The sequence below is a fragment of the Microcoleus sp. MON2_D5 genome, from assembly GCF_036701905.1.
In the GTDB taxonomy this organism is placed as follows: domain Bacteria; phylum Cyanobacteriota; class Cyanobacteriia; order Cyanobacteriales; family Microcoleaceae; genus Microcoleus.
Genome location: NZ_JAUBRM010000041.1, coordinates 1 through 12632, shown reverse-complemented (window position 1 = coordinate 12632; position 12632 = coordinate 1). Strand labels below are relative to the sequence as shown.

Here is a 12632-nt window from a genome sequence, read left to right as displayed (position 1 = left end):
ACCATTGTCAATAATCCTTTTATGAACAGGCAAGATGCCTGTTCCACAAGAAAATTAATCTCTTGTGGAACGGGCATCTTGCCCGTTATTGAGAATGGTGCAAGAGGTGAGTTTTAATCGGCTTGGTCTGTGAGACGGGCCTTTAAACCTCCCGCCGGATGTCGGGGGTAGCCGTTAGAGTAAGTTACGATAATTTATATGGGTTATTAAGAGGTAGAAAAATGGCTAACATTAATCGGAGGCGTACTGAAAATATTAACGGTAACTTTTATGTAGACAGTACCTGCATTGACTGTGATACTTGTCGGTGGATGGCACCTGAAGTATTTGGTCAAGCGGGAGAACAGTCTGCGGTTTACCACCAGCCAACTAATGAAGCTGAAGAAATGCGATCGCTCGCGGCTCTTTTGTCTTGTCCCACAAGTTCGATCGGCACTGTTGAAAAACCGAAAAAAATCAAAGAAGTTCAGCAAAATTTGCCCGCACTCGTAGCAGAAAAGGTCTATCACTGCGGCTACCACTCAGAGAAATCCTACGCCGCGGCCAGCTATTTAATTGTCCGTCCCAATGGCAATATTTTAGTTGATTCTCCCCGTTTTGTGCCGCCGCTCGTCAAAAACATAGAAGCAATGGGGGGCATTCGCTATATGTACTTGACTCACCGCGACGACGTAGCAGATCATCAACAATACCACGATCATTTTGGGTGCGATCGCATTCTCCATGCTGACGAAATTAACGCAGGTACTCGCAGTGTAGAAATTCAATTTTCGGGCAGTGAACCGCATCAAATCGCAGATGATTTGTTGATTATACCTGTTCCGGGTCACACGAAAGGTCACACAGTTTTGCTTTACAATAAAAAGTTTTTGTTCAGCGGCGATCATCTTGCTTGGTCGGAAAGTTTGCAGCAGCTAGTTGCCTTTCGCGAAGTCTGTTGGTATTCTTGGCCGGAACAAATCAAATCTATGCAGAATTTGGCTAATTATGACTTTGAATGGGTGTTGCCGGGACACGGCCGCAGGTATCAAGCCGAGCGAGAAACAATGAGCAATCAAATGCAACAGTGTATTGCTTGGATGGTAGATGCTTAATAGATACTCGGCGGTTGAAACCGCTACTACACACACAAAGTCCGCGTACGTGGACTAAGAATAAGAGGGATTTTGTATTACGCTTTGGGAATCGCAACCAAAGTCATAGAATTAGCCGGGTAAGTTGCCTGAAATCCAGTCTCACTGACACCTAAATCGATCTGACGGACGATCGCCCCCAAATTCCCTTCACTGTAAGTGTAAAATTGAGCTTTGGCGGCTGGGTTAAATCCTTTCAAACTCAAGTTGCTGGTCAAATTTTGGCTGGTTTTATTAATAATTACCAGCGTCAGAGTACCATCACTGGTACGATCGGCTCCGTAGATTGACAAAAGTCCCTGATCTTTGCTAAGCGATCGCACCCAAGTATCGCCATACTTACCACCTTTTCCGTCGTAATTCATGTACATTCGGAAAGCATAAGCACCCGGTTCCGAAGACTTAGGAGGCCCCCACAGCGTCGCTAAATCGAGTTGTTCTCGCCCAAAAATCCCCAGTACATCGGCTTGGGCTAATGCCCCGTTAATTGACTCTAAACCGCCCCAATTGTATTCAGTAATTGCAATTTTTGTACCTGGATAATCCTGTTTTACCCACTCTCGAAACCGGGGAAGGATTGTTAATGGCGGATTGTATTTTCCTATCCAGCTTTCATCAATATAGGTAGCATCCCAGAGAGAACGAGTCGATCGCAGTCGCAGCGCTTGGGTGTTGGCATCGCCGGCGGGACAATTCGCCAAACAGGTATTGTCCGCCGCAGGATAGTAGTGTTCGTCGAAATAGTCTAGAATCCGAACACCTTTCTGCTGTTCGTAAGCGCGCATTTGTTGCAAGTACCACCGCGCAAACCAGACACCGCCGTGTTTTTCGCGATCGCCCTTAACGCCCGAATCCACATAGACAGGCCAGCCAAAATCCGACGGGCCGAGTACCTTAGCAGTGGGATCTGTAGCTTTTACCATTGACGCATATTGATAAGTGCGATCGCGCAATTCATCGTAACTTGTCGCTTCTGGATGAACATCGCGGTGAGTATTTCCCCAGCCGCTTGGTTCGTTGTCCATTTGATAAATTTGCACACCGCCGTTAGCAGCAATACCGTGGGTTTTAACTAAGTGTTGAACCCAAGCTTGTTGAAAAGCTGGGTCGCTAATAATACTGACATCAAGGCGATTATTATCAGTTATCAAAGTGCCGTCGGGACGCTTACCGTTGCCGCACTTATCGCCTTCTGGAAAAATGTAGGGGTTTGTTTTTTCTTGCGGGCCGTATTTGGATACTCTAAAGCCACAGTTCCAAGTGCTAAATTTATTTACATAGCCAATCATCGGAATAGTAACAATACTTTTGCTGCAGTTTTGGCGGTTAGTTTTGACAATTTTATCTATAGACTCGCCGGGAACAGGATTTTTATTGTCGCCGCCACCCACGAAAAAGAAGTCATCGCCACTGTTGGAAGAATCGACAAGCCAATTGTAGCGACTGGTGTGATTAGCCCCCCAACGTTCCACTGGAATTCGCAACTCTTGGGCGAGGGCCCTATCGATCGCGAAATCATTCATACCATAGATATCGGGACTTATGGAATGTCGATCGGCTGTAACATCTACAGACAAAGCCGGGCCGATAGTTTGGGCGATCGCCATTTTGATGTAAGCTGCTGTTGCTACCACCCCCAAAGCAGCCAAAAGACCTAACAATAATAGGATAATCCAACGCGATTTATTTTGGGGAGCCAACCACAAAAATCGTCTATTCATTTTTTATTTTACCTGGGGATGTTTGGATTCTTGTATTACATTGTTTTCGGCGCGTTTATCTGGCTTGATAAGCTATTATACCTTTAAATTTTATTTTTTGGGCGGGCTAGAAGCACCCCACAAGAGTATATGTGTAAGGTGCCCATTGCCCACCCGGAGAGACTTATTTAACCTTGACTGTAAGCCTCCATTGGCAAACAAGAACAAACAAAATTGCGATCGCCAAACGCATTATCTATCCGCCCCACCGCCGGCCAAAACTTATGTTCGCGAGTCCAAGGTGCCGGATAAGCCGCTTGCGCGCGAGTATAAGGACGATTCCACTCATCAACCATCAGAGATTCTGCGGTATGCGGCGCATTTTTCAATACGTTATTTTGCGCGTCAACATTACCTTTTTCAATTTCCGCAATTTCAGCTCGAATTGCAATCATTGCATCGCAAAAACGGTCTAATTCCTGCTTCGATTCGCTTTCCGTCGGTTCCACCATTACCGTACCAGCGACCGGCCAAGAAACCGTCGGCGCGTGATAGCCGTAATCCATCAACCGTTTAGCGATATCTTCAACTTCAATAGCAGCAGATTTTTTGAGCGATCGCAAATCTAGAATACACTCGTGCGCCACTAAACCCGCTTTCCCTTTGTACAAAACCGGATAATAAGATTCTAAGCGTTTTGCCATGTAATTAGCATTAAGAATTGCTACTTTTGTTGCCTCAGTTAGACCCACTCCTCCCATCATGCGAATGTACATCCAAGAAATAGGCAAAATGCTAGCACTTCCCCAAGGCGCTGCGGAAACAGCACCAACTGATGTTTGTTGACTGTTGACTGTTGACTGTTGACTGTTAAGAATAGAATGACTGGGCAAAAATTCTACTAAATGAGACATTACCCCAATCGGCCCCATTCCCGGTCCGCCGCCGCCGTGGGGAATACAGAAAGTTTTGTGTAGATTCAAGTGACAAACATCAGCACCAAAATCACCGGGGCGGCACAAACCAACTTGAGCATTCATATTTGCGCCGTCCATATAAACTTGTCCGCCGCAGTTGTGGACAATCTCGCAAATTTCTTTAATTTCTTCCTCAAAAACGCCGTGCGTTGATGGATATGTCACCATCAAAGCAGCCAGTTCATTTTTGTGTTTTTCGGCTTTTTTATGTAAGTCAGCAACATCAATATTGCCTTGAGAATCGCACTCGACTGGAACTACTTTCATCCCTGCCATCACCGCGCTAGCCGGATTTGTACCGTGGGCTGACTGGGGAATCAAACAGATATTTCGGTGAGATTCGCCTTGGTGTTCGTGGTATTGACGTATAACTAACAAACCCGCGTATTCGCCTTGAGAACCGGCGTTTGGCTGCAAAGAAATTCCCGCAAAACCGGTGATTTCTGCCAGCCACTGTTCTAGTTGCACGAACATCATTTGATAGCCGCGAGTTTGATCGCGGGGTGCAAAGGGATGTATCTTGCCAAATTCCCCCCAAGTCACTGGCATCATCTCTGCTGTTGCATTCAATTTCATGGTGCAAGAACCCAAGGGGATCATCGATGTGTTCAGCGATAAATCTTTGGCTTCTAAACGGTGCAAATATCGCAAAAGTTCAGTTTCTGAATGATAGCTGTTGAAAACAGGATGGGCGAGATAGCTGCTGGTGCGATCGCAAAAATCTGGTAAGGTCAAATATGAACTTAATGCCTCAGCATCCAGCGCAATGTTGAGAGCATTCTGCCCGTCAGCCCTGATATAATCCTTATCCTGAGCAAAAATTTTCCACAACTCTTGCACATCTTCAACGGTTACAGTTTCATCTAAACTAATTCCTACTGTCGAGTTATCGAAAACTCGGAGATTTATTTTCCGAACTTTAGCAGCTTCTAGAATTTCTGACAGCGGTTTGTCTCCCAATTCTACCCGCAAAGTATCGAAGAAATGTTGAGAAGTAATTTTGTATCCGAAACTTCTTAAACCGGATGCCAAAAGGGCAGTTAAATTCCATACTTTCTCAGCAATGTCATTCAGTCCAGATGGGCCGTGATAAACAGCATACATACTAGCCATCACTGCCAGCAAAACTTGAGCAGTACAAATATTGCTGGTTGCTTTTTCGCGGCGGATGTGCTGTTCGCGAGTTTGCAAGGCCAAGCGCAAAGCAGATTTGCCGTTAGCATCTTTAGAAACGCCGACAATTCGCCCCGGAACTTGCCGTTTAAACTCTTCTCGCGTGGCGAAATAGGCTGCGTGGGGCCCTCCGAATCCCATCGGCACTCCGAAGCGCTGAGTGCTTCCTACGGCTATATCCGCGCCGAATTCGCCGGGGGGTTTGAGCAAGCAAAGGCTCAAAATGTCGGCGGCTACTGTGACTAATGCGCCGACTTCGTGTGCCGATCGGATAAAATCCGTATAGTCATAAATTGCGCCGTCTGTGGCGGGGTATTGCAGGAGAGCGCCGAAGATTGTACGATCGAACTCAAAGCTGTGATGGTCGCCGACAATTACCTCAATTCCCAGCGGGTTAGCGCGAGTTTGCACCACTTCAATAGTTTGAGGGTGGCAATCTTGGGAAACAAAAAACGCTTTTGCCTTATTTTTGCTGGCGCCGTAACTCACCGCCATCGCTTCCGCCGCCGCTGTCCCTTCATCCAGCAAAGAAGCGTTGGCAATTTCCAAACCCGTAAGGTCAATTATCATGGTTTGGAAGTTCAGTAAAGCTTCCAATCGCCCTTGAGCAATTTCGGCTTGGTAGGGAGTGTAAGCTGTATACCAGCCGGGATTTTCTAGGATATTCCGCTGGATGACGGGGGGAGTTATGCAGTCGTGATATCCAGTGCCGATGTACGATCGAAATACCTGATTTTTTGCCGCAATTTCTTTCAATTCTGCCAAAGCGCTGTACTCGCTTTGCGCTGCTGGAAGTTGTAGGGGTGCAGAAATGCGAATCGCCCCAGGAACCGTTTTGTCAATCAAGTCATCGAGGCCCGAAAGGCCCAAAACATCCAGCATTTGCTGGATTTCGCTGGGTGTCGGGCCAATGTGCCGGCCCGCAAAACCATCAATGGATGAAAGGTCTTGCTGCTGGTTGGGTTCAAGTTGAGGGCTGTAGAGTACCAAGGCGGATTCTCCTGAATTGACTTTTCTTCTTTGTTTGTAACATTTTGCTAAGAAAACAAGGAAGATTTTCTGCGTCTATCAAAGTCCGTCAGGGGTTGAAATCCCTGTCTCACAGCTAAACTCGTCGGTCGCCGACTGTAGATTAAGGCGCACTTATCGCAACTCCCCGCGCAACTGCTTAGTATTTCAGTCGTCTTGAGACGACTTGTGCTATTAGCCAGGGGTTGAAACCCCTGGCGGATTGTGGAGGAATCTACGAGCGCCATGCCCTCTGCCCTATGCCCTATGCCCTATTCCCCTTCCACCATTTTGCGATACTCCGGGGCCGAGAAAGCGTCATCTGCGTCGCTGGTGTTGTCAACGCGCACTTTCAGCAGCCACCCAGCGCCATAGGGGTCTTCGGCCAAATTTTCGGGAGACTCTATAATGTCATCATTGCGTTCTACGACTGTACCGGTAACTGGTGCTTTCAAGTCTTCAACCGCTTTCACTGACTCGACTGTACCGAAAGCTTCGCCCTTTTCCAACCCTGCACCCACTTCGGGCAAATCTAGAAACACGATATCGCCGAGTTGGTCAACTGCAAAAGCACTAATGCCGATCGTGGCTATTTCGCCTTCGAGTCGAATGTATTCGTGGGTGTCTAGGTATTTCAAGTCATCGGGGTATGTTAGTGCCATGTCTTTTCTCGCAATAAAAAAGTATTAGTTAAATCTTATTCAACTATGAGCCTTTAGTGATGGCTAACTGGAACAAAAAAAATATTAAACGCTTGCTTTTCGGAGAATTTTCTGTCAAACGACTTATGCGCTCTATAATTTTTATTTACGCATTTCTGTGTTTTTACGGTTTCTTTTTTTCAGAACGGCTAATTTTTCAACCTCCCCCATCTAGTCATAGTGAGAGCAGGGAAGTTATCAAAGTTAGCTCAGCTAATGGCGTGAAAATTTCTACTGTTCATTTTCCTAACCCGCAAGCTAAATATACCATACTTTACAGTCACGGAAATGCGGAAGACTTGGACGGCATTTTGTGGCTACTCAGAGAGATTCGAGATAGCGGGTTTGCTGTGTTTGGCTATGATTATCAAGGTTACGGCACGAGTCAGGGAAAGCCTTCTGAGTATAATACTTATCGTGATATTGATGCTGCTTACAATTATTTAACGCAACAGTTGGGAGTACCTGCAAACCAAATTATTCTTTACGGCCGTTCTGTGGGCGGTGGGCCGGCAATTGATTTGGCTTCCCGGCAAAAAGTCGGCGGTTTGGTGGTTGAAAGTTCCTTTGTTTCGGCTTTTCGGGTGTTGACGCGGATTCCGATTTTACCCTTTGATAAGTTTGTAAATATTAATAAGATTGGCAAAGTGCGATCGCCTGTTTTGGTGATTCATGGTAAGGCTGATGAGGTGGTTCATTTTTGGCATGGAGAGCAGTTGTTTGCCACCGCCAACGAGCCGAAATTGAATTTTTGGGTTGATGGGGCCGGTCATAATGATTTGATCGATGTGGCGGGCGATCGCTATGCTGCAACTTTGCGAACATTTGCTAAGCTAGTAGATAAGTCTTCTTGACCAATATGAGCAACGGGCTAGAAGCCCGTTCCACAACCACAGATACACTTATACTTTATTGTGAACCGTTGCTATGAGCAACGCCCTTGAATTAAGGTTTACCTACTTAATTTAACTGGGGCGATTTGGCGATCGATAAAATGGTTTTTTTACCACACTAGCCGGATAGTTTTTCCCGCGAATTTCGACCTCTAATTGCTGACCGATTTTCGCTAATTTTGCCGGAACAAGCGCGAGGGCAACTGCCCGATTCAATGTAGGCGATAATGTACCGCTAGTAACCTCTCCTACTGTTTCGCCTTCAAATATTACCGGATAGCCGTGGCGCGCAATGTGCCGCCCCTGCATTTCTAAACCTACCAACCTCTTTGATACTCCACTCGCTTTCTGGTGTTCCAAAACCTCGCGACCAATAAAATCGCCTTTGCTATCGAGGTGAACTACCCAACCCAATCCAGCCTCTAAAGGCGTGATATTGTCGTCGATATCTTGACCGTAAAGAGCCATTGCTGCTTCTAAACGCAAGGTATCTCTGGCACCCAAACCGCAGGGTACAACGCCAGCATCTAACAATTTTCGCCACAGTTCTTTTCCTACTTCGGCATCCACCATGATTTCAAACCCATCTTCGCCGGTGTAACCAGTTCTGGCGATAAAACTCGGCTGTCCCAACAGATTTGTTTCTAAGTGACCGAATGCCTTAATTGGTGCGAGGTTGTCTTCCACAAAAGGCTGGAGATAGTTAACAGCTTCCGGCCCTTGAATTGCAATTAAAATTTTATCTTCGGAGAGGTCTGTAAAACTGAGTTCGCTCAATTCTAAGTGAGTGGCGATCCATGCTTTGTCGGCGATGCGAGTGGCGGCGTTGACAATGATTACTGCACGTTCTTCGCTAGTGATAGGGTCTGGTTCTTGGCAGTAGAAAATAATGTCGTCTAAGATGCAGCCTTGGGCATTTAGCAAGACTGTATATTGAGCTTGGCCGGGTTGCAAGCGGCTCAAGTCTGAGGGTACTAAGGGTTGAAATTTTTCTCTTACTTGTTTCCCTCTCAAACCAAATTTTCCCATGTGGGAAATGTCGAACATTCCTGCTTGCTGGCGTACTGCTTGGTGTTCGCTGCTGATGCCTGCGTACTGCACCGCCATCTCCCACCCGGAAAAGGGTACCATCCGGGCTTTGAGTTCTAATGATAGGTCGTACAGAGGCGTGCGGGCAAGTTGGCTCGGACTCTCTGGATTGCTGGATTCAGTTGACTTTGCCACAGGTAGCGCTTTGGTTGCGGGTAGACTGTTTTGATTTTACGGGAAAATTGGTTTTCGCGGTGTGTAGCGCGATCGAAATTAAGGGCGCGGCAATGCTGTTTAGGTACAAGTCGCGATCGAAATTAAGGACATGGCAGTGCCGTTTCCCTACGAGTAAGGACACGGCGATGAGGACACGGCAGTGCCGTTTCCCTACGAGTAAGGACACAGCAGGGCCGTTTCCCTAATCTTGTTTATGGAGAATAGCGGGCTCGAACCGCTGACCCCTACAATGCCATTGTAGTGCTCTACCAACTGAGCTAATTCCCCTTTCTTTTCGCGCTCTCAATCATGCCTTAACTGACCAATATTTGTCAAGCTTTTTGGGCAAATTAGTTTTGAACCCTGGATTGGCAAGGCTTTCGGCTTTTTTTTCCAAAAATCTCATCGCTTCTAGACAATGGTCAATCCCTACTATGATTTAGTAAGTGTGTTGGGATATTTCCGTCAAATGGCTCAAACAAGACCCCATGAGGAAGTAGACGACTAGCAGGGCGGCGGCTGAAACCGCAACTAGGGTGCCGGCTAGCATTAGTGAAAATTCCCGTTGCGCGATCGCCTCTTGCATTAAGTGCAAAGACCAGGCAACGAGGGCAACGTCAATTATTAAAATAGAAACCAGCATAAGTTACGATTTGTAACAGCTTACCTATTGTAACAAAACTTTTCGCTCCGTGCAGATAAGCTCAGGCGTATTTAACTTTTGCTGTAAAACGCGGAGGGAGCAGCGGAAAGCTACTGAGAAAAAATGATAGCTTTTGGTGATAATTACAATATGCAAAGTAAATGAGAGCTAGCTCAGCTTTAGAGGTGGCGTTTTTGACTCTTGAGCGAGCGATTCCCTGGGGGATAGCTGCGCTGCACACGCTTTTTTGAGGGGGTAGGGTGCGATCAACCTTTGAGTATAACTTATTTGATAGCAGTGCGATCGCACCCTGACCCGATGCAAATTTGATAAAATTGGTGTACTTTTAATTAAAATAAAATGAACGGCTGTTGAGGATATAAACTAAGTTAACCCAAAGTCAAAAACTCTACTCGCCAGAGGAATATTTTGCACTAGAGGAAGTCGCCCAGTCCCAAAGTGAATATATTGATGGCGAGATAGTTCCTATGACTGGTCGTAGTCCAAGTCATAATGATATTACAGACCATTTTTAGGCTCATTTAAAATTTGCTCTGAAGGGGCAAAACTATAAGGTTTTTATTGGTGACTTACGGTTGTCGATACCGCGCTATCATCTGTATACTTATCCAGATGTGATGGTAATTCAAGGCGAACCAGTGCTTTTAGACGAGCGCACAGATACAATAATTAATCCTTTGATGATTGTTGAAATTTTGTAAAAAAATACGAAAAATTACGATCAAGGGGATAAGTTTGATTATTATCGAGCGATTCCTGAGTTTCGAGAATACATTTTAATCTATCAGTATAAATTTTATGTCGAACAGTTTGTCAAGACTTCTTTGTTAATCCTCCTCGTCTTCATCTATGTAGTTGGGAAAACTGGTTTCACATTCCAATATCCAGGAGTATTTGAGGATTGAGTCTTTTGTGGGTTTGATTCGTAGCAGTCGTCAGCCGTATTTTTCTTGCATTCGTAACACCGTCGGCGTTGGGTGACGGAGTAGCTTGAGGTGACTTGCTGTTGCCGAGAATTCGTCACAACGATCGTATATCCATAGCGTAACGAAGTATTTTCGCCAAAACCCGCTTTCTGATCACCCCTGCCTCCCGGACTAATTTTAACTCTTGTGGGATGGGGATCTTGCCCGTCCCGAAGTGCAATCATAGTAGCAATTTTAGGAAAAAAAGCTTATCCTAGAGAATTATTTATCTAAAATCAACAGCAAAGCAGGCAAAAGCATGGAACAAACAACAACTATTCCCCTAGAACTCTCTGACGGCACAATTGTCAGAGTCGAAGCAAGTTTAAGTGGTGAACAGAAAATCGCCTTTCAGAAACGACCTTTCAAAGAAGCAACAGATGCTATCAAGGCAATTGCGAAAGAACTATCAGGAGTTTTGCAAGAAGTCAATCCAGATAAAGCCACCATTAAATTTGGCTTAGATATTGCCATTGAATCTGGACAAATTACAACATTAATTGTCAAAGGTTCTAGCAAAGCTAACCTAGAAATTACTTTAGAGTGGGGCAAGTAATTCCAACAAATGGAGGACACACCAATGCCCATTAGTGTCAACAAACACGTAAAACCGATAGTCCGACAGGGAATGAATTCCCTGTCTCAAAGCTAAAGTCCTCTCAAGAGGACTGAAGATAAGAATTTTCAACTCATTAGTCCTCTTTTAGAGGGCTTTCGCTATTAGACAGGGGTTTCAACCCCTGGCGGACTCGCGGACTGACTAACGGATTTGACGGGCTAGTTGATACCAATTGGCACTGCCGTATCCTGATATCTCAACTGCATAGAGTGACTACTCGCTAACACCCAAATATGACAGATATCACTAAACTATTGCAACAATGCACCCTGCGCGTCAGCGTTGGAGGTGGTCATGGAACTGGTTTTTTTGTTGCCCCACAACGAATTCTCACCTGCGCCCATGTCGTTGCATCAGCTAATTCTGAAACAATCCATGTATTCTGGCAATACCAAAATCAGCAATACACTGCGAGTCTTGAAAAAATCCTACCCGAAGATCATCTAGATTTAGCAATATTAAAGTTAAATACGCCAGATTTAAATCATCCTTGCATCAATTTTGAATCATTATATCCTCAACTGAACGACGATTTATTTAGCTATGGCTATCCCCAGGATTATCCCGACGGTGATTCTGCTACCTTTAAGTATGAAGGTGAAAGCTTTAAAGGCAATTCGCCCTTGTACAAATTGAAAGGAGGACAGGCAAACTATGGAGCCAGTGGCTCACCATTACTCAATCAGCGCACGGGAAAAGTTTGTGGAATTCTGAATATTTCTCGCAATCCTAACATGGATTTAGGAGGGCGAGCCGTACCTGTAAGTATAATTTTTGCCCAATTTCCTGAACTAGCAGAACTCAATCAGCGGTTTCATCAAAATAATTCAAAAAAAACAGATATCAATCCCTTTGACTACGGCACGCCAGTCTCGCCAGAACGCTTTTATGGACGTAAACAAGCTATTTTAGAGGTAAAAAACCGAATTGGTGCTATTAGTTCTCAGAGCATCAATATAGTAGGAATGCGACGCAATGGCAAAACTTCCCTCTTGCGGTTGATTAGAGAACGTACCGAGATTTTTTTTCAACCTCAACAAAAACCATTAATTGTGACTTTAGATTTACAATCTTCTAAATTTCACACGCCAAAAGGCATTATTGATGGACTGCGGCGGGAGATTTTCAAACAAACAGGAACTGAACCTTGGAGCCAGGATGTTAATGACGATCCTTATGAGGTGGAAGATGGCTTGATACTGCTGCAAAAACAGGGTTATCGCTTGATTGTGATCCTAGATGAGTTTGAAGGAATTATCCGACGTTTAGATCTCTTTCAGGACTGGGGAGAAGATTGGCGTGCCAAAGCTTCGGCGGGTATGTTGGCGATGGTAATTGCCAGTAAGCGTCCCTTAAGCGAAGACTGGAAAACTCGTTTTCCTACATCGAGTTTTCCCAATATTTTTAGTGCGGAATTTTTGGGTGCATTGGAGGAGGAATATTGGCAGGATTTAGTCAAAGATGGGTTTATCCAAAGCGCAATACGGTTCAGTTAAGGGCTAGGCAGTGCTTAAAACAATAAATACAGGAGGATTCATTATTATTCCAGTACCT

General features: G+C 45.2%; 10 protein-coding genes and 1 tRNA gene. 4 read left to right on the top strand and 7 right to left on the bottom strand.

Annotated elements, in window-relative coordinates; all coding sequences use genetic code 11:
* Positions 1-221: 221 nt before the first annotated feature.
* The gene (locus QUA47_RS16540) at positions 222-1094 is read left to right on the top strand and encodes an MBL fold metallo-hydrolase (RefSeq protein ID WP_333431549.1); all 873 of its coding nucleotides are present in this window, start codon (positions 222-224) and stop codon (positions 1092-1094) included.
* A 77-nt stretch (positions 1095-1171) separates the two neighbouring features.
* On the opposite strand, the gene QUA47_RS16535 is transcribed toward QUA47_RS16540, so the two are convergent.
* The 3 genes from QUA47_RS16535 to gcvH form a co-directional block, all read right to left on the bottom strand.
* Complete coding sequence (locus QUA47_RS16535) at positions 1172-2854, bottom strand: glycoside hydrolase family 44 protein (RefSeq protein ID WP_333431548.1); 1683 nt, start codon at positions 2852-2854, stop codon at positions 1172-1174.
* A gap of 167 nt (positions 2855-3021) precedes the next feature.
* Positions 3022-5973, bottom strand: coding sequence for an aminomethyl-transferring glycine dehydrogenase (gene gcvP, locus QUA47_RS16530; protein ID WP_333431547.1), 2952 nt, complete (start codon positions 5971-5973; stop codon positions 3022-3024).
* Positions 5974-6263: 290 nt separating this feature from the next.
* Complete coding sequence (gene gcvH, locus QUA47_RS16525) at positions 6264-6653, bottom strand: glycine cleavage system protein GcvH (RefSeq protein ID WP_333163397.1); 390 nt, start codon at positions 6651-6653, stop codon at positions 6264-6266.
* Positions 6654-6712: 59 nt separating this feature from the next.
* On the opposite strand from gcvH, the gene QUA47_RS16520 reads away from it, so the two are divergent.
* On the top strand, positions 6713-7546 hold the full coding sequence (locus QUA47_RS16520; RefSeq protein ID WP_333431546.1) for an alpha/beta hydrolase: 834 nt from the start codon (positions 6713-6715) through the stop codon (positions 7544-7546).
* A 111-nt stretch (positions 7547-7657) separates the two neighbouring features.
* Here QUA47_RS16520 and gcvT read toward each other — a convergent pair whose 3' ends face one another.
* The 4 genes from gcvT to QUA47_RS16500 all read right to left on the bottom strand — a co-directional run bounded on the left by gcvT (position 7658) and on the right by QUA47_RS16500 (position 10644).
* Entirely contained in the window at positions 7658-8809 is a 1152-nt protein-coding gene (gene gcvT, locus QUA47_RS16515; RefSeq protein ID WP_333431545.1) for a glycine cleavage system aminomethyltransferase GcvT, read from the bottom strand.
* A gap of 236 nt (positions 8810-9045) precedes the next feature.
* Positions 9046-9118: transfer RNA gene (locus QUA47_RS16510), tRNA-Ala, on the bottom strand.
* Between the two features lie 151 nt (positions 9119-9269).
* The gene (locus QUA47_RS16505; protein WP_190659577.1) at positions 9270-9473 is read right to left on the bottom strand and encodes a hypothetical protein; all 204 of its coding nucleotides are present in this window, start codon (positions 9471-9473) and stop codon (positions 9270-9272) included.
* An 868-nt stretch (positions 9474-10341) separates the two neighbouring features.
* Positions 10342-10644, bottom strand: a complete 303-nt coding sequence (locus QUA47_RS16500; RefSeq protein WP_333431544.1) for a hypothetical protein — start codon at positions 10642-10644, stop codon at positions 10342-10344.
* Positions 10645-10718: 74 nt separating this feature from the next.
* Here QUA47_RS16500 and QUA47_RS16495 point away from each other — a divergent pair, with 74 nt between their 5' ends.
* Entirely contained in the window at positions 10719-11015 is a 297-nt protein-coding gene (locus QUA47_RS16495; protein ID WP_333431543.1) for a CU044_2847 family protein, read from the top strand.
* 296 nt (positions 11016-11311) lie between these two features.
* The gene (locus QUA47_RS16490) at positions 11312-12574 is read left to right on the top strand and encodes a serine protease (protein WP_333431542.1); all 1263 of its coding nucleotides are present in this window, start codon (positions 11312-11314) and stop codon (positions 12572-12574) included.
* The last annotated feature ends 58 nt before the right edge of the window (positions 12575-12632 follow it).

Excerpts from the sequence above, each read along its gene's own strand:
- QUA47_RS16540 (WP_333431549.1), top strand. The coding sequence starts at position 222 with ATGGCTAACATTAATCGGAGGCGTACTGAAAATATTAACGGTAACTTT.
- QUA47_RS16535 (WP_333431548.1), bottom strand. The coding sequence starts at position 2,854 with ATGAATAGACGATTTTTGTGGTTGGCTCCCCAAAATAAATCGCGTTGG.
- gcvH (WP_333163397.1), bottom strand. The coding sequence starts at position 6,653 with ATGGCACTAACATACCCCGATGACTTGAAATACCTAGACACCCACGAA.
- QUA47_RS16520 (WP_333431546.1), top strand. The coding sequence starts at position 6,713 with ATGGCTAACTGGAACAAAAAAAATATTAAACGCTTGCTTTTCGGAGAA.
- QUA47_RS16505 (WP_190659577.1), bottom strand. The coding sequence starts at position 9,473 with ATGCTGGTTTCTATTTTAATAATTGACGTTGCCCTCGTTGCCTGGTCT.
- QUA47_RS16500 (WP_333431544.1), bottom strand. The coding sequence starts at position 10,644 with ATGATTGCACTTCGGGACGGGCAAGATCCCCATCCCACAAGAGTTAAA.
- QUA47_RS16495 (WP_333431543.1), top strand. The coding sequence starts at position 10,719 with ATGGAACAAACAACAACTATTCCCCTAGAACTCTCTGACGGCACAATT.
- QUA47_RS16490 (WP_333431542.1), top strand. The coding sequence starts at position 11,312 with ATGACAGATATCACTAAACTATTGCAACAATGCACCCTGCGCGTCAGC.